This window comes from Xanthobacter nonsaccharivorans (assembly GCF_043194755.2).
Lineage (GTDB): Bacteria > Pseudomonadota > Alphaproteobacteria > Rhizobiales > Xanthobacteraceae > Xanthobacter > Xanthobacter autotrophicus_G.
In genome coordinates this window covers 1196970-1212923 of sequence record NZ_CM195526.1, presented here as the reverse complement: position 1 = coordinate 1212923, position 15954 = coordinate 1196970, and the positions used below count along the sequence as shown (strand labels likewise).

14 protein-coding genes are annotated in these 15954 nt (G+C 68.3%); 10 read left to right on the top strand and 4 right to left on the bottom strand.

Annotation, left to right across the window (positions count from 1 at the left end; genetic code table 11):
• Positions 1 to 138 precede the first annotated feature (138 nt).
• The 4 genes from V5F59_RS05540 to V5F59_RS05525 all read left to right on the top strand — a co-directional run bounded on the left by V5F59_RS05540 (position 139) and on the right by V5F59_RS05525 (position 4067).
• Positions 139 to 1164, top strand: coding sequence for a class I fructose-bisphosphate aldolase (locus V5F59_RS05540; RefSeq protein ID WP_393983133.1), 1026 nt, complete (start codon positions 139 to 141; stop codon positions 1162 to 1164).
• Between the two features lie 266 nt (positions 1165 to 1430).
• A complete protein-coding gene (locus V5F59_RS05535; RefSeq protein ID WP_393983132.1) occupies positions 1431 to 2060 on the top strand; it encodes a thiamine phosphate synthase in 630 nt (209 codons plus the stop codon).
• Complete coding sequence (locus V5F59_RS05530) at positions 2057 to 3154, top strand: tetratricopeptide repeat protein (protein WP_393983131.1); 1098 nt, start codon at positions 2057 to 2059, stop codon at positions 3152 to 3154. Before V5F59_RS05535 ends, V5F59_RS05530 begins: the two co-directional genes overlap by 4 nt.
• 124 nt (positions 3155 to 3278) lie before the next feature.
• Positions 3279 to 4067, top strand: coding sequence for an inositol monophosphatase family protein (locus tag V5F59_RS05525; RefSeq protein WP_393983130.1), 789 nt, complete (start codon positions 3279 to 3281; stop codon positions 4065 to 4067).
• 10 nt (positions 4068 to 4077) lie between these two features.
• On the opposite strand, the gene mutL is transcribed toward V5F59_RS05525, so the two are convergent.
• Positions 4078 to 5928, bottom strand: coding sequence for a DNA mismatch repair endonuclease MutL (mutL, locus tag V5F59_RS05520; protein WP_393983129.1), 1851 nt, complete (start codon positions 5926 to 5928; stop codon positions 4078 to 4080).
• Between the two features lie 174 nt (positions 5929 to 6102).
• On the opposite strand from mutL, the gene map reads away from it, so the two are divergent.
• Together map and radC are read left to right on the top strand one after the other, a co-directional pair.
• Positions 6103 to 6930 carry a type I methionyl aminopeptidase gene (map, locus tag V5F59_RS05515; protein ID WP_393983128.1) on the top strand — a complete coding sequence of 276 codons (828 nt, stop codon included), beginning with the start codon at positions 6103 to 6105 and terminating at the stop codon, positions 6928 to 6930.
• A gap of 16 nt (positions 6931 to 6946) precedes the next feature.
• Positions 6947 to 7651: a RadC family protein gene (gene radC, locus V5F59_RS05510; protein WP_393983127.1), complete on the top strand. Its 705-nt coding sequence runs from the start codon at positions 6947 to 6949 to the stop codon at positions 7649 to 7651.
• A gap of 247 nt (positions 7652 to 7898) precedes the next feature.
• On the opposite strand, the gene V5F59_RS05505 is transcribed toward radC, so the two are convergent.
• The 3 genes from V5F59_RS05505 to V5F59_RS05495 all read right to left on the bottom strand — a co-directional run bounded on the left by V5F59_RS05505 (position 7899) and on the right by V5F59_RS05495 (position 10981).
• The gene (locus V5F59_RS05505; protein ID WP_393983126.1) at positions 7899 to 8825 is read right to left on the bottom strand and encodes a TorF family putative porin; all 927 of its coding nucleotides are present in this window, start codon (positions 8823 to 8825) and stop codon (positions 7899 to 7901) included.
• A 316-nt stretch (positions 8826 to 9141) separates the two neighbouring features.
• On the bottom strand, positions 9142 to 9927 hold the full coding sequence (locus V5F59_RS05500; protein ID WP_393983125.1) for a protease inhibitor Inh/omp19 family protein: 786 nt from the start codon (positions 9925 to 9927) through the stop codon (positions 9142 to 9144).
• A 97-nt stretch (positions 9928 to 10024) separates the two neighbouring features.
• Positions 10025 to 10981 (bottom strand): 2-hydroxyacid dehydrogenase, encoded by a 957-nt coding sequence (locus V5F59_RS05495; protein WP_393983124.1) that lies wholly within the window; start codon positions 10979 to 10981, stop codon positions 10025 to 10027.
• Between the two features lie 330 nt (positions 10982 to 11311).
• Here V5F59_RS05495 and V5F59_RS05490 point away from each other — a divergent pair, with 330 nt between their 5' ends.
• The 4 genes from V5F59_RS05490 to V5F59_RS05475 all read left to right on the top strand — a co-directional run bounded on the left by V5F59_RS05490 (position 11312) and on the right by V5F59_RS05475 (position 15855).
• A complete protein-coding gene (locus V5F59_RS05490; protein WP_393983123.1) occupies positions 11312 to 12388 on the top strand; it encodes an ABC transporter ATP-binding protein in 1077 nt (358 codons plus the stop codon).
• A gap of 113 nt (positions 12389 to 12501) precedes the next feature.
• Positions 12502 to 13815, top strand: a complete 1314-nt coding sequence (locus tag V5F59_RS05485; RefSeq protein ID WP_393983122.1) for an ABC transporter substrate-binding protein — start codon at positions 12502 to 12504, stop codon at positions 13813 to 13815.
• Between the two features lie 159 nt (positions 13816 to 13974).
• The gene (locus V5F59_RS05480; RefSeq protein WP_393983121.1) at positions 13975 to 14916 is read left to right on the top strand and encodes a carbohydrate ABC transporter permease; all 942 of its coding nucleotides are present in this window, start codon (positions 13975 to 13977) and stop codon (positions 14914 to 14916) included.
• A gap of 48 nt (positions 14917 to 14964) precedes the next feature.
• Entirely contained in the window at positions 14965 to 15855 is an 891-nt protein-coding gene (locus V5F59_RS05475; protein ID WP_393983120.1) for a carbohydrate ABC transporter permease, read from the top strand.
• Positions 15856 to 15954 lie beyond the last annotated feature (99 nt).

Genomic DNA, 15954 nt, shown 5'->3' with positions numbered 1-15954 from the left:
CGATTTCGGCACTTGCAGGAGCGCGGCCTACAGCGCACCGCGGGGGCCGGTCCGCTCGAAGACGCTCAAAGATCCGGCCGGGGTGCCACGCTCCGGTTTCAATCCCCGCCGAGGGGCGGCAAAAAGGCAGGTGAAGCAATGACGGCTGAGCTCGACGCGATCGCGCAGAAAATGGTGGCCGACGGCAAGGGCATCCTGGCGGCAGACGAGAGCAGCGGCACCATCAAGAAGAGGTTCGACGCCATCGGCGTCGAGTCCACCGAGGACAACCGCCGCGACTACCGCGAGCTGCTGTTCCGCTCGGATGCCATGGCCAAGTACATCTCCGGCGTGATCCTCTATGACGAGACCATCCGCCAGAAGGCCAAGGACGGCACCCCGCTGGTGTCGCTCATCCAGCAGGCCGGCTCCATCCCCGGCATCAAGGTGGACGCGGGCGCCAAGCCCCAGCCCTTCTGCCCGGGCGAGACCATCACCGAGGGCCTCGACGGCCTCGGCGGCCGCCTGAAGGAATATTACGATCTCGGCGCCCGCTTCGCGAAGTGGCGCGCGGTGATCGACATCGACACCACCAGGCACATCCCGTCCTATACCTCCCTGCGCGCCAACGCCCATGCGCTCGCCCGCTACGCGGCCCTGTGCCAGGAGGCGAAGATCGTTCCGATCGTGGAGCCGGAAGTGCTCATGGACGGCAGCCACGACATCGACACCTGCTACCGCGTCACCGAATGGGCGCTGAAGACGGTGTTCGAGGAGCTGTACTACCAGCGCGTCCGCCTCGAAGGCATGGTGCTGAAGCCCAACATGATCGTGCCGGGCAAGAAGGCCGCCACGCAGGCCTCCGTCGCCGAGGTGGCCGAGAAGACCGTGCGGGTGCTGAAGGCCTGCGTGCCGTCGGCCGTGCCGGGCATCGCCTTCCTCTCCGGCGGCCAGTCGGACGAGGACGCCACCGCCCATCTCGACGCCATGGTGAAGCTCGGCGGCCTGCCGTGGAAGCTGACCTATTCCTACGGCCGCGCCCTGCAGGCCGCGCCGCAGAAGGCGTGGTCCGGCAAGGTGGAGAACGTGGGCAAGGCCCAGGCCGCCTTCACCCACCGCGCGCACATGAACTCGCTGGCCGCCCTCGGCCAGTGGACCGCCGAGGACGAGCGCAAGGCCGCCTGAGGCGCCCTGCGTTCCTCAAGCGTGTGGAAGGGCCGGCCTGCGCCGGCCCTTTTCGCATCTTCCGCCGGCGCGGCTCCCCTGTCGCGGGCGATGGAGACGGCGCCCGGTCGGCGTGAAGAAGATCCGTTGTCTCGATAAGATCGCTTATATTCCGCCTCCCGGCATCGCCGGTATCCGCTTCGGGCGCGAGCCCTCCCCTTCGGCATGCCGGTGGCCGAAGCCGGCCTGCCCCCAATTTGCCGGTTTCTTGGGTGACCGATCACGCCATGTCTGCATCCCATCCCGCGCCCGGCGCGCGCCTCATGCTCGTCTTCGCTCTCTCGCCCGCCCTCGAAGCGGCGCATGTGGAGGCGGCCGTGACGGCCGGCGACGTGGCCGCCGTGGTGCTGCGCCCGGCGGCGGACGGCGCGGCCGAGCCCGGCCAGCTCGCGGCGGTGGCCGAGGCCATCCAGAAGCATGATGCGGCGGTGCTGCTGGACGGGCCGGAGCGTCTCGCCGTCGCCGCCCGGCTCGACGGCGTGCACGTGGCTGCCCTGCCCGGCCTCGAATCGGCGCTCAAGGCCCTGAAGCCCGACGCCATCGTCGGCGCCGGCGGCCTCGCCAGCCGCCACGATGCCATGGTGGTGGGGGAGAGCGGCGCGGACTATGTGCAGTTCGGCCCCCTCGTCCCGATGCCCGGCGACTTTGCCCGGACCCTCGATCTCGTGACCTGGTGGGCGGAAGTGTTCGAGGTGCCGTGCGTGGGCGTCGCCTCGTCCCTGGACGAGGTGGAGGCGCTCGCCGCCGGCGGCGCGGATTTCGTCGCCCTCGCCGAGACGCTCACGGCAGGGTCGGATGCGGCGGCGACCGTCGCGGCGGCGCAGGCCCGGCTCGACGCCGCGGGCACGGCGCGATGACGGGTTGGCGTCAGCGCGGGCGGCGGCGACAGGCGGGTCTGCTCGCGGCCGGCTTCCTCGTCCTTGCGCCGGTATCAGGATACGGACAGACCACGCCCCCGAACCCGGAGGCCCCGAAGCCGGCGAAACCTCAGCCGGCCAAGCCGGCGCCCGCGGCGAAGCCGGCCCCGGCCAAACCCGCGCCCGGCAAGCCTTCCGCGAAGCCCGCCGACGGCAAGGGCGGCACCGCCGCCCTGACACCGGCCGGCATCGATTCCACTGACATCGCCTACGGCGCCTACCAGCGCGGGTATTACCTGACCGCCTTCGAAGAGGCGACGAAGCGGGTCAAGGCAGGCAACGACCCCGTCGCCATGACACTGCTGGGCGAGCTCTACTTTACCGGCTACGGCGTTCCCGAGAACCGCAAGCTGGCCCATGACTGGTACAAGAAGGCCGCCGACGCCGGCTCCGTGCCCGCCCTCTTCGCCCTCGGCCTCATGACCCTCTCGGGCGACGGGGGCACGCGCCAGGATGAGCAGCAGGCCGCCAAACTCTTCCGCCAGGCGGCGGAAAAGGGCCACGGACCAGCTGCTTATAATCTGGGACTGCTCTACCTCCAGGGCCGCAAGATGCCCAAGGAACCGGCCGAGGCCGCCCGCTGGTTCGAGGTGGCGGCCTCCAAGGACGTGGAGGACGCGCAATACGCCCTCGCCGTCCTGCTGAAGGAAGGCAACGGGGTGGACCGCGACATCCCCGCCGCCGCCCTCCTGATGGCCGCCGCCGCCCGGCTCGGCCACATCACCGCGCAGGTGGAATTCGCCATCATGCAGTTCAACGGCGTGGGCGTCCCCAAGGACGAGCGCGCCGCCGCCGTCCTTTTCCGCCGCGCCGCCTTGGGCGGCAACGCCATTGCGCAGAACCGCTATGCCCGCCTTCTGGCCGTGGGCCGCGGCGTGCCGCAGGACAAGGTGATGGCGGTCGCCTGGCACCTGCTCGCCAAGAAGCGCGGCCTCGGCGACCCCATGCTCGACGACGTGATGGCCCAGCTGCCGGAGGCCGACCGCAAGAAGGCCGAGGAGCAGGCCATCCGCTGGCAGCTGGGCCGCTCCTAGGTCCTGACCCAAGCCTGGCCGCCCGTTGCGGCCGAACGCGCCTTGACGGGCGCGCCTTGGGGGGGCACACGTCGCTGCCCGGCAGCCCGCGCTGCAAGATGCCCCTGAACGCTCAAGGTTCCTGATGATCCGCTCGCCCCTCATCACCGTCATGGTCCAGGCCGTCCGCAAGGCTGGCCGCGCCCTCGCCCGCGACTTCGGCGAGGTGGAGCAGCTTCAGGTGTCCATGAAGGGGCCGGCCGATTTCGTCTCCGCCGCCGACCGCAAGTCGGAGGAGACGCTCCATGCGGAGCTCTCCAAGGCCCGCCCGGCCTATGGCTTCCTGATGGAAGAGCGCGGCGCCATCGAGGGCACCGATCCTGCCAACACCTGGGTGGTGGACCCGCTGGACGGCACCACCAACTTCCTTCACGGCATCCCGATCTTCTCCATCTCCCTCGCCCTGGTGCGCAACGGCGTGCCGGTGGCCGGCGTGATCTTCAATCCGGTGATGGACGAGCTCTACGTCGCGGAAAGCGGCCAGGGCGCCTATCTCAACGACCGGCGCCTGCGCGTGGCCGCCCGCAAGAAGCTCGCGGACAGCGTGGTCTGCTGCGGCCTGCCCCACATGGGCCGGGGCAGCCACGAGCTCTTCAACCGGGAGCTGGAGAAGGTACAGACGCAGGTTTCCGGCCTGCGCCGCACCGGTTCCGCCGCCATCGACCTCGCCTGGGTCGCCGCCGGCCGGTTCGACGCCTTCTGGGAGCGCAACCTCTCCTCCTGGGACATGGCGGCCGGCATCATCATGGTGCGGGAGGCGGGCGGCTACGTCTCCGATATGAACGACGGCGACAAGATGCTGGAAAAGGGCGACCTCATCGCCGGCAACGAGCTGATCCGTCGCGACCTGCTGCGCCTGCTGAAAAGCGCCTGAGACCGCGGCCTCACCGCCGGGCGAACAGCTTTTCTACGTCCTTGAGCGAGAGGGTGACGAAGGTCGGCCGGCCGTGGTTGCATTCGCCGGCGTTGGGGGTTTCCTCCATCTCCCGCAGCAAGGCGTTCATCTCCTCCACCCTCAGCCGGCGGCCGGCGCGCACCGAGCCATGGCAGGCCATGGTCGCGGCCACGTGCAGGAGCCGGCGCTCCAGCGGCAACGCATCGTCCCACTCCGCCGCATGCTCGGCGAGGTCGGCGACGAGGCGGGAGACATCCGCGTCCTTGAGCAAGGCCGGCACCTCGCGCACAAGCACCGCGCCATGGCCAAATGGCTCCAGCACCAGGCCCAGCGCCGCAAGGTCCGCCGCCCGCTCGGCGAGGCGATCCGCATCCGCGGGGTCGAGATCCACCACCGCCGGAATCAGCAGGCCCTGGCGGGCCACGCCATCGCGGGCGAGGGCCGCCTTCAGCTTCTCATAAACCAGGCGCTCGTGCGCCGCGTGCTGGTCCACCAGCACCAGGCCGTCGCGGGTCTGGGCAACGATATAGGTCTCGTGCAACTGCGCCCGCGCCGCTCCCAGGGGGCGGTCGAGGTCGCCCGCCGCGATGGGCGTCGCATCGGCGCGCGCATCGGCCGAGGGCGGGGCGATGTCGAGGTCGGCCTGTTCCTCGCCGAGCCCCGGCAAGATCGGGCGGGAGGAAGAGGCGCGCCAGTCATAATCGAGCATGGGCGTGGCGGGCCGCGGCACCGCGAAGGACGAGACGCGCGGGGCCTGGACCATCAGGGGCGCCGGCCTCGGCTCAAGCTCCGGCACCCGCGCGAGGGCAACGAGCCGCTCCGCCATGGTGGCCGAGGTGGAGGGCAGCCGCGCGCCCAGGGCGTCGGTGAGGGTACGCACCACCAGCGCCCGCACATTCCCGCCGTCGCGGAAGCGCACCTCGGTCTTCGCGGGATGGACGTTCACATCCACGTCCCGCGGATCGAGGACGAAGAACAGCGCCAGCACGGGGAAGCGGTCCGACGGCAGGAGATCGGAATAAGCGGCGCGCACGGCGCCCATCAGCAGCTTGTCCCGCACCGGCCGGCCGTTCACGAACAGGAACTGGCTGAGGGAATTGGCCTTGGAGAACGTGGGCAGGCCCACAAGTCCCTCCAGCGTCACCTCATCGCGCACGCCGAAGACCGGGATGGTATTGCGCCCAGCATCCGCCCCCAGCACATCGGCAAGCCGGGCGTTGCGCCCCTGCGAATCGTCGCTGCGGGCGGGGAAGGTGACGGCCGCCTTTTCCTCCGTGGCCAGGGTGAAGGCCACGTCCGGCCGGGCCAAGGCGAGCCGACGCACCACGTCGGCGGCCGCCGCCCCCTCGGCGCGATCGGACTTCAGGAATTTCAGGCGGGCGGGTGTGGCGAAGAACAGGTCGCGCACCTCCACGCGCGTGCCGCCGGAGAGCGCCGCCGGGCGCGGCGGCGTCACCACCCCGCCGTCCACCCGGATCTCGAACGCATGCTCCGCCCCCCGCGGCCGGCTGGTAATGGCAAGGTGCGCCACCGCGCCGATGGAGGGCAGCGCCTCCCCGCGGAAACCCAAAGTGGAGATGGCGAGCAGATCCTCCCCGTCGAGCTTGGAGGTAGCGTGGCGCTCCACACACAAGGCGAGGTCGTCCGGCCCCATGCCGCCGCCATCGTCGGTGACACGCACCAGCCGCCGCCCGCCGCCCTGGATCACCACCTCGATGGCGCGGGCCCCGGCATCGAGGGCGTTCTCCACCAGCTCCTTCACCACAGCAGCCGGGCGCTCCACCACTTCGCCGGCGGCGATGCGGTCGATGAGAACGGGGGGAAGGCGACGGATGGCCATGGCGTCTCTAGGGATTCGGGACATGATATTAGTGCGACGGAAGAGCCGGTGGAATTGCGGCCCTGCAGCGGCACGGCGGTCGTCCACGCTTGCTTTGCCGACGGCTTGGCATAAATCTCTGTCCAGAGATTTCTCATACGGGCGAAGCTCAAGCTTGGTCCCGAAGGTGACGACATGACCTATGTGGAGGCGGCCCAGGCGCCGCTGCGAAAGACCGGGCACATCAAGCTCTACGGCAAGGAAGGCTTCGAGGGCATGCGCCGTGCCGGCGCGCTCACGGCCAAGGCACTGGATGCGGTGGCGGAGATGGTGGCGCCGGGCGTCACCACCGCGGCCATCGACAAGCTCATCTTCGATTTCGCCATGGACCACGGCGCCTATCCGGCGACGCTGATGTACCGCGGCTATCGCTATTCGGTGTGCACCTCGGTGAACCACGTGGTGTGCCACGGCATGCCCAATGCCCGGCCGCTGCGCGAGGGCGACATCGTGAACGTGGATGTCACCCTGGTTCTGGACGGCTGGTACGGCGATTCGAGCCGCATGTATCCAGTGGGCGCCATCCCCCGCCGTGCCGAGCGCCTGCTGGAGGTGACCTACGAGGCGATGATGCGTGGCATCGAGGTCATCCGGCCCGGCGGACACGTGGGCGACATCGGCGCCGCCATCCAGGACTTCGTGGAACCCCAGCACATGAGCGTGGTGCGCGACTTCTGTGGGCATGGCGTCGGCCAGGTGTTCCATGACGAGCCGAACATCGTGCATGTGGGTCGGCGCGGCGAGGGGCCGAAGCTGGTGCCGGGCATGATCTTCACCGTGGAGCCGATGATCAATCTCGGCCGCCCCCACGTGAAGGTGCTGTCCGACGGCTGGACCGCCGTGACCCGCGACCGCTCCCTGTCCGCCCAGTTCGAGCACGCGGTGGGCGTGACCGAGACCGGGGTGGAGATCTTCACCCTCAGCCCCAAGGGCTACCACAAGCCACCTTACGTCACCGCCTGAACCACCGGGAACCCGCATGGCCGAGGTGCCGGACGAGGGCTTGAACGAGGCGCCCCATTTCCACGGGCATCGCGACCGCCTCAGGGCGCGCTTCCGCGAGGCGGGGGCGCAGGCCCTCGCCGACTATGAGCTGCTCGAATTGATCCTGTTCCGCGCCGTGCCGCGGCGGGACGTGAAGCCGCTCGCCAAGGCCCTCGTGGATCGATTCGGCTCCTTCGCCGAGGTGGTGGCGGCGCCGCCCGGGCTGCTGGCCGAGATCCCCGGCGTGAAGGACGCCATCATCACCGAGCTCAAGGTCGTGGAAGCGGCCGCCCAGCGCCTCGCGAAGGGGCAAGTGAAAAGGCGGCCCGCCCTTTCGTCCTGGAGCGCCGTGATCGACTATTGCCGCACCGCCATGGCCTATGCCGAGCGGGAGCAGGTGCGGGTGCTGTTCCTCGACAAGCGCAACCAGCTGATCGCCGACGAGGTGCTCCAGACCGGCACGGTGGACCATGCGCCCGTCTATCCGCGTGAGGTGGTGAAACGGGCGCTGGAGGTGTCTGCCTCCGCCCTCATCCTCTGCCACAACCACCCGTCGGGGGACCCCACCCCTTCCCGGGCCGACATCGACATGACCCGCAAGATCATCGATGTGGCAAAGCCGCTCGGGATCGAGGTGCACGACCATATCATCGTGGGGAAGGACGGCCACGCCAGCCTCAAGGGCCTGCGGCTGATCTGATCCGCGCGACAGGGGGGCCGCTGTATCGGTTCTGCTGCGCCTGCTCCGGAGGGCTGCCCGCCGCAGTTGATGTCCGACATCCAGCACGCCAGGCCTTGACGCGTCTTGCGTCGAAGAAGGATGCCCCGGCGCGGATGCTGGCTCCAGCTTTTGGCAGGGGCGCGCGTCCTCATCTCTCGGCCTGAAAACAAAACGGCGCCGCGCATTTCGCGCGGCGCCGTCGTCACGTCAGAGACGTGGGATCAGATCACTTCAGAGCCAGCAGGCTGGTGTCGAAGGACAGGCTGGCGACGAAGCGGTTGCCGCAGGCGTTGGAAAGGCCCGTGACGGCGCCGCAGGTGCCGGTAGCGGCCAGACCAAGGCCGGGGACGTAGGACGGGGAGTCGCTCAGCTGGCTGCCGTAGTAGCGCAGATCGAGGGTCGCGGCCTTGTAGGTGAAGGCGGCGCCAACGTTCCAGGTCGCGTAGGAGGGCAGCTCGTAGTTGGCAGCGAACACGTTGCTGTAGCTGGTCCAGCCAAGCCACTGATAGCCGAGCTCACCCGAGACGTAGAAGCCGACGTCCTTGACCGGGCTCCACTTGGAGAAGTCGACCTTCAGGGTACCAGAGAGGTAGGTATCGTTGGAGCCCGAACCCGCATAGCTGTTGGAGTAGTACAGGTTGCCGCCCACGGTGAACACGTCGTTGATGACGTAGGTCGGCTTGAAGTACACTTCCCAGTAATCAATGTTGGTCGCCGGGAGGCCGGGGCCGAAGGTGTTCTGGGCGACTTCGCCCGGATAATAATAGTAGACGTAGCCGACGTCGAGGGTCAGGCCGCCCCAGGTGTGACGCAGACCGCCGTAGAGGTCGACCTCAGCCGCGGGGCCCGTCAGGCCGGTGACGCCACCGAACTGGTTGGTGACCGGAAAATCGACGCTCGACATGAAGATGCCGCCGTAGATCCAGTCGAACAGGCGCAGCTCGGCATAACCCTGGATGGCCGGGTTGCCATCGGTCTGCGTCAGGCCACGGAACACGTAATCGCTCGTGAGCTTCGCGCCGAACGCGACGTCCCACAGGGGGGTCGGCTCGGGAGCCGGGGCCGCCTTCACAGGCATCGGCGAGCTGAGGTCGGCGGCCGAGGCGGCACCGGTCAGGAGCAGAGAGGCGGCGACGACTGCAATCTTCTTCATAATGTTACCCCGCAGCGATTTAGAGACATAAAAATCAGGTCCTTGCCTTCTGTCCAATGGGAAAAAAAAGGCATCGGCTGACGCTGCTTTAGGCAAACCCGCATGAACACACGATTCTGGTGTTGCGCCACGGCAACGCATCCGCTGGAAAGCGATGAGAGGCTGCTTCCTGCCAGGAAAATAATGAGCCGGCGCCTGATATGCCGCCTCGCCCGACCGCTACATAATACCGCTTAACTGGGATGTGCCTATCGGACTGCGTTCGTTGGGACACACTTGGATCGACCGGGCGGGGATTCGGGCCCGGTGTCCCGCTTCAGGGGCGAGTCATCAGCAAAGGCCGGCCGCGCTCCGGCGTGCGGGCCCAGCTGCCGTCCTCCTGGCGCGCGAACCGGATCACGGCACCGGAGGCGACGCCGCGGACGAGGATGTTTCCGCCCTCGATGTCCCAGGCCACGGGAGCAAAGCGCAGCATCGAGGAATCGCAGCCCGCCGCCACCGAAACGACGCGCCCCTCGCCCTTACCCGCGGGCACGTTCTGCAAGGTCCAGCGGCAAACGGGCGCGCCGGCCGTGCGCGACAGGTCCCAATCGCCGACGACCTCCTCCACATTCACCTCCGTCGCATCAGCGACCGACGGATTGGTCAGGAAGTAGACGCCATCGCCCTCCTTGAGGGCTTCGTAGCTGCCGCCGGCGCCCTCGGTGAACTCCGCGACGGTGCGCCCCTGGGCGTTGAGCAGGCGGATGGAGCCAGAAGGATCCGGCAGCCAGGCCGACACCTGACCGGAGAAGCCGATGACGGCGCAGGCTTCCTTGTCGAAATCGACGGCCAGCGCCGAGCCGGACGCGTCGGGCTTCAGCGTGAAGGCACAGGCGCGGGTGCCGTCCGCGCTGGTCAGGCGGAAGTCGCCGGCCATGCGGGCTCCCGCCTCGCGCATGGCGGGATCGATCTTCGGCGCGGCAGGAGCTGCCGGCGGCTTCTGCGCCAGTTGCGGCGGCGATGTGCGGCCCGCGCCGTCCCCCACCGCGTCCAGAGCCAGAGCCGGGTGGACGCCGAGGACAAACGCCAGGGCGAGACCGAGAAGATGCCTGCGAGCCATCCTGCCCTCGATGCCGATACGGGGTGGGGAAGGTACCACCTCGGGGCCGGAGGTTCACCCTCCTGCCGGTACCGGAGCGGAGCCGGGATGAAACGCCTCAGGGCCTGGGCCAGGGCGTCTCCACCACGGGAGTGAGCGGCCCCTTGCCGTCGAACCAGGAGAGGATGTTGTCCACCACCAGCTGGCCCATGGCCGCACGGGTATAGTGGGTGGCGGAGCCGACGTGCGGCAGCAGGACCACATTGTCGAGGCCGAAGAAGGCAGGCGGCACGTTGGGCTCCTCCTCGAACACGTCGAGCCCGGCCGCGAGGATGGTGCGGGCTTCCAGAGCCGCGAGCAGCGCGTCCTCGTCCACCACGGTGCCGCGCGCCACGTTGACGAGGATGCCGTTCGGCCCCAGCGCCGCCAGCACGTCGGCATTCACCAGATGCCGGGTGGCGGGCCCGCCGGGCACGATGACCACCAGCACATCCACGTCCCGGGCCATCTCGACGAGGCTCGGATAGTGGCGGTAGGCCACGTCCGGCTGCGGGCGGCGGGTGTGGTAGACCACCGGCACCGAGAACGCCTCGAGCCGCCGGGCGATGGCCTTGCCGATGCGGCCCATGCCGAGGATACCCACGGTGCGGTCGCGCAGGGTGGGCCCCAGCGGATAGGCGCCCTTCAGCCAGGCCCCGGACCTAACGAACTGGTCCGCCTGGGGAATCTGCCGCACCGTGGCGAGCAGGAGGCCGAGGGTGAGGTCCGCGACCTCCTCGTTCAGCACGTCCGGGGTGTTGGTGACGACGACACCGCGCTGGCCCGCCGCGGCCGCGTCCACCGTGTCGTAGCCGACGCCGAAGTTAGAGACGATCTGCAGGTTCGGCAGAGATTCCATCAACGCCGCGTCCACGCGCACCTTGCCGCGCGTGGCGATGGCCTGAACCGTCGAGGGGTTCACATCAGCGAGCCGCTCGATGGGCACCAGGGTGAAGCGGGAGGCGAGCTGGCGCTCCACCACGTCTTCCATCACGGGGCCGGTCAAGAGGACGGCGGGGCGGACAGTCTCGGTCATCGCTTGGCTCGCAGGTCTGCCCCGCGCCAGGACGGGGCTTCGGAAATGACGCCGGGCCACCGCTGGCCCGCGCCCGGGAGTAAACCCCTTGTAGCGCGACTGATGGCCCCTGCCCAACGAAAGTTCAATCGTTTTAAATTCCCCCTTGATCCCGACGGCGCCTCGCACCATGATCGCGCCGCGTCCGACGGGGCGCCGGCCCGCGACGGGTCCAAGAATCGGCGGGCCGGCAACGAAAAGGCCCAAGAACAGAACCGGAGAGGGTGCGGCATCGCAGGCGGGCTCCAGATCCGCCGGCCGCGCAGTCGAGGATTAGGGAGAGGACGCTTCATGGCGACCGTGGATATTCGCGGTGTGAAGAAGGCTTATGGCGCGACGCAGGTCATCCACGGGGTGGATGTGAGCATCCGCGACGGCGAGTTCGTTGTCCTGGTCGGCCCGTCGGGCTGCGGCAAGTCCACGCTCCTGCGCATGATCGCAGGCCTTGAGAACATTTCCGGCGGCGAGATCCTGATCGGCAACCGCGTCATCAACGACATGCCGCCGAAGGAACGGGACATCGCCATGGTGTTCCAGAACTACGCCCTCTATCCGCACATGACGGTGGCGGACAACATGGGCTTCTCGCTCAAGCTGCGCAAAGCGCCGAAGGCGGAGATCCAGTCCCGGGTGACGCGGGCGGCGGAGATCCTCAACCTCACCAAGCTGCTCGACCGCTACCCGCGCCAGCTCTCCGGCGGCCAGCGCCAGCGGGTGGCCATGGGCCGCGCCATCGTGCGCGACCCGCAGGTGTTCCTGTTCGACGAGCCGCTCTCCAACCTCGACGCCCAGCTGCGCGTGCAGATGCGCACCGAGATCAAGGAGCTGCACCAGCGCCTGAAGACCACCACGGTCTACGTCACCCACGACCAGATCGAGGCCATGACCATGGCCGACAAGATCGTGGTGATGCGCGACGGCATCGTCGAGCAGATCGGCGCCCCGCTCGATCTCTATGACAGGCCGGCCAACCAGTTCGTGGCCAGCTTCATCGGCTCGCCCTCCATGAACTTCATCAAGGGCAAGGTGCGCCTCGGTGCCGACCCCAGGCTGGAGACGGACAGCGGCGTGCTGGTGCCCCTGCCCGACGCGGCCGGCCTCACCGACGGACAGGCGGTGATCTACGGCCTGCGGCCCGAGCACATCCGTCTCGATCCCGCCGGCGCCCCGGCCCAGGTGGTGGTCACCGAGCCCACCGGGTCCGAGATCCTCGTCATCGCCCGCCTGGGCGCGGGCGGGCGGGAGAGCCAGGAGGTGACCTGCCTGTTCCGCGAGCGCCTGTCCTTCAAGCCGGGCGAGACCATCCACATCGCCACCCAGCCGGGACTGACACATCTTTTTGAGGAGGCCACCGGCCGGCGCCTCTGACACACTCGACGGGTACCCCAGGCCCGGCACAAGACCCGCGCGGCGCACGCCGAAACAGCGCCGACGCGGGCGCCGGAAACAGAACAAGACCGATCTTCACGGGAGGAAGACGAATGACCCTTTCCAGACGCGACCTGCTGATGGGCGGCGCCGGCCTTGCCGCCGGCGGCATGGCCCTGCCCTTTCTCGGCGGAACGCCGGCCCTCGGCCAGGCCGTGCCGAAATTCGAGCCGGAGCCCGGCGCCTCGCTGCGCCTGCTGCGCTGGTCCCCCTTCGTGAAGGGCGAGGAAGACGCCTGGATCGCCAACACCAAGAAGTTCACCGAGGCCACCGGCATCGAGGTGCGCATCGACAAGGAAAGCTGGGAGGACATCCGTCCCAAGGCCGCCGTCGCCGCCAACGTGGGCTCCGGCCCGGACATCGTGTGGGTCTGGTTCGACGACGCCCAGCAGTATCCCGACAAGCTTCTCGACGTGAGCGACCTCGCCAAGGGCCTCGCCGCGCAGTACGGCGGCTACTATCCGGCCAGCGAGGCCTATGCCAAGTCGGGCGGCCGCTTCGTCGGCCTGCCCCTCGCCACCATCGGCAATGCGGTGGTCTACCGCGACAGCTGGGTGAAGCAGGCCGGCTTCTCCGAATTCCCGAAGGACACCAAGGGCCTCCTGGAGCTGGGCAAGGCGCTGAAGGCCATCAACCACCCCATGGGCTTCACCCTCGGCCACGGCGTGGGCGACGGCAACAACTACACCCACTGGGTCCTGTGGAGCCACGGCGGCCGCATGGTCGACGAGAACGGCAAGGTGGTGATCAACTCGCCGGAGACCGTCGCGGCCCTGCGCTACGCCGCCGAGCTCTACAAGACCTTCATCCCCGGCACCGAGAGCTGGCTGGACGTGAACAACAACCGCGCCTTCATCGCCGGCGACCTCTCGGTCACCGCGAACGGCGTGTCCATCTATTATGCCGCGGCCAATGATCCGAAGCTGGCCGACATGGCGGCGGACATGCGGTCCACCAACTTCCCCGTCGGCCCGGTGGGCAAGAAGGTGGAGCTGCACCAGACCACCTCCGCCTGCATCTTCAAGTACACGAAGTACCCGAAGGCAGCCCAGGCCTACCTCGCCTACATGTTCGCCGCCGACCAGTACAATGCGTGGCTGACCGGCGCGAGCGCCTATTGCTGCCAGACCCTGAAGGCCTTCGCCAACAATCCGGTGTGGACCTCCAAGCCGATCCACGCCGCCTATGCGGTCGCCTCCGAGACCCTGCAGCCCAACGGCTACGCCGGCCCGCTCGGCCCGAAGTCCGCGGCCGCCATGGCCGACTGGATCGTGGTGGACATGGTGGCCGAGGCCTCCACCGGGCAGCGCACGCCCGAGGAAGCCGCCAAGCGCGCCCAGCAGCGCGCGGAGCGCATCTACCGCTGAGGCGGATCCCGTCCCTCCTCTCCGGAGAAGGGCTTCACTGACCGGACGCGCGCCCTCCGCCTGGGGGCGCGCGTCGCCGGGCGGCCGGGAGATCACCCCCCGCCCGTCCTCCCCCGCATGCGGGGGAGGCCAAAGCAAAGACCCTCCGGAGAAACGTTCATGGCCAATGTCGCAGCGGCTGCGCCGTCCCCCAAGCGGTCCTTCTGGGCCGGCATCGGCCAGGGCCGGCACGTGCTCGGCATCGCCTTCATGCTGCCGGCCGCGATCTTCCTGCTGTTCTTCCTCACCTACCCGCTCGGCCTCGGCGTATGGCTCGGCTTCACCGACACCCGCATCGGCCGCGAGGGCGTGTTCATCGGCCTCGAGAACTACGAATCCCTGATGGGGGACAGCCTGTTCTGGCTGGTGGTGTTCAACACCGTCCTCTACACCACGGTGGCCTCGGTGTTTAAGTTCGCGCTCGGCCTGTGGCTGGCCCTGCTGCTGAACCAGAACCTGCCCTTCAAGTCGTTCTTCCGCGCCGTGGTGCTGCTGCCGTGGGTGGTGCCCACCGTGCTCTCGGCCATCGCCTTCTGGTGGATCTTCGACAGCCAGTATTCGATCATCTCCTGGGCGCTCATCAAGATGGGGCTCATCTCCGCCCCCATCAACTTCCTCGGCGACGTGGCCAACGCCCGCGCCTCGGTGATCGCGGCCAATGTCTGGCGCGGCATTCCCTTCGTGGCGATCTCTCTGCTGGCCGGCCTGCAGACCATCTCCGCCTCGCTCAACGAGGCGGCGACCCTGGACGGCGCCACCTCCTGGCAGCGTTTCCGCTATGTCACGCTGCCCATGCTGTCGCCCATCATCGCGGTGGTGATGACCTTCTCGGTGCTGTTCACCTTCACCGACTTCCAGCTGATCTACGTGCTGACCCGCGGCGGCCCGCTGAATTCCACCCACCTGATGGCGACGCTCTCCTTCCAGCGCGCCATTCCCGGCGGCTCGCTGGGCGAGGGCGCGGCCATCGCCGTGGCGATGATCCCCTTCCTCCTGTCGGCCATCCTGTTCAGCTATTTCGGCCTGCAGCGCCGCAAGTGGCAGCAGGGCGGGGCGGACTGACCATCCCCCGCCCCTCCGCGCCCCGGAACCCCTTCTGCGAGGACCGCCATGGCCCAGCCCCAGCCCGCCCAGATGACCGACAACTCCACCGGCATGAGCTATCTCGACAGCCTGCCAAAGCGCCTCGTCACGGTCATCCTGCCGCTGCTCGTCTTTGTCTTCGTGCTGCTGTTCCCGTTCTACTGGATGGCCATCACCGCCATCAAACCGAACTTCCAGCTCACGGACTACAACAACTACTCGCCCCTGTGGGTGGTGGAGCCCACGCTGGAGCACATCAAGTACCTCCTGTTCGAGACCTCCTATCCGCACTGGCTGTGGAACACGATCTACATCTCGGTGGCGGCCACCTTCATCTCGCTGGTGACGTCCGTGTTCGCGGCCTATGCCATCGAGCGGCTGCGCTTCCACGGCGCGCGCTGGGTGGGGCTCGGCATCTTCCTCGCCTATCTGGTGCCGCCGTCGATCCTGTTCATCCCGCTCGCCATCATGGTGTTCGGGCTCGGCATCTACGACACCAAGCTGGCGCTCATCCTCACCTACCCCACCTTCCTGGTGCCCTTCTCCACCTGGCTGCTGATGGGCTACTTCCGCTCCATCCCGTTCGAGCTGGAGGAATGCGCGCTGGTGGACGGGGCCTCGCGCTGGCAGATCCTCATCAAGGTGCTGCTGCCGCTCTCCGTGCCGGGCCTGATCTCGGCGGGCATCTTCTCCTTCACCCTGTCGTGGAACGAGTTCATCTACGCCCTCACCTTCATCCAGTCGTCGGAGAACAAGACCGTCCCCGTGGGCGTGCTGACGGAACTGGTGCGCTCCGACGTGTATGAGTGGGGCTCGCTGATGGCCGGGGCGCTGATCGGGTCGCTTCCGGTAGTAATACTCTACTCCTTCTTTGTGGATTACTACGTGTCCTCCATGACCGGAGCAGTAAAGGAGTAGCGACGCACGCACCGGGAGGCCGCCGGGCTTACGCTGCGAAGCTTTGCCCGCTTGCCCTCGGGCCGCGACCATGGCACCCCTTGCGGCCTTCGCTGCGGC

What these genes read in the sequence shown, in the direction of transcription:
- V5F59_RS05540 (WP_393983133.1), top strand. Translation starts at nt 139, where the DNA reads ATGACGGCTGAGCTCGACGCGATCGCGCAGAAAATGGTGGCCGACGGC.
- V5F59_RS05535 (WP_393983132.1), top strand. Translation starts at nt 1,431, where the DNA reads ATGTCTGCATCCCATCCCGCGCCCGGCGCGCGCCTCATGCTCGTCTTC.
- V5F59_RS05530 (WP_393983131.1), top strand. Translation starts at nt 2,057, where the DNA reads ATGACGGGTTGGCGTCAGCGCGGGCGGCGGCGACAGGCGGGTCTGCTC.
- V5F59_RS05525 (WP_393983130.1), top strand. Translation starts at nt 3,279, where the DNA reads ATGATCCGCTCGCCCCTCATCACCGTCATGGTCCAGGCCGTCCGCAAG.
- mutL (WP_393983129.1), bottom strand. Translation starts at nt 5,928, where the DNA reads ATGGCCATCCGTCGCCTTCCCCCCGTTCTCATCGACCGCATCGCCGCC.
- map (WP_393983128.1), top strand. Translation starts at nt 6,103, where the DNA reads ATGACCTATGTGGAGGCGGCCCAGGCGCCGCTGCGAAAGACCGGGCAC.
- radC (WP_393983127.1), top strand. Translation starts at nt 6,947, where the DNA reads ATGGCCGAGGTGCCGGACGAGGGCTTGAACGAGGCGCCCCATTTCCAC.
- V5F59_RS05505 (WP_393983126.1), bottom strand. Translation starts at nt 8,825, where the DNA reads ATGAAGAAGATTGCAGTCGTCGCCGCCTCTCTGCTCCTGACCGGTGCC.
- V5F59_RS05500 (WP_393983125.1), bottom strand. Translation starts at nt 9,927, where the DNA reads ATGGCTCGCAGGCATCTTCTCGGTCTCGCCCTGGCGTTTGTCCTCGGC.
- V5F59_RS05495 (WP_393983124.1), bottom strand. Translation starts at nt 10,981, where the DNA reads ATGACCGAGACTGTCCGCCCCGCCGTCCTCTTGACCGGCCCCGTGATG.
- V5F59_RS05490 (WP_393983123.1), top strand. Translation starts at nt 11,312, where the DNA reads ATGGCGACCGTGGATATTCGCGGTGTGAAGAAGGCTTATGGCGCGACG.
- V5F59_RS05485 (WP_393983122.1), top strand. Translation starts at nt 12,502, where the DNA reads ATGACCCTTTCCAGACGCGACCTGCTGATGGGCGGCGCCGGCCTTGCC.
- V5F59_RS05480 (WP_393983121.1), top strand. Translation starts at nt 13,975, where the DNA reads ATGGCCAATGTCGCAGCGGCTGCGCCGTCCCCCAAGCGGTCCTTCTGG.
- V5F59_RS05475 (WP_393983120.1), top strand. Translation starts at nt 14,965, where the DNA reads ATGGCCCAGCCCCAGCCCGCCCAGATGACCGACAACTCCACCGGCATG.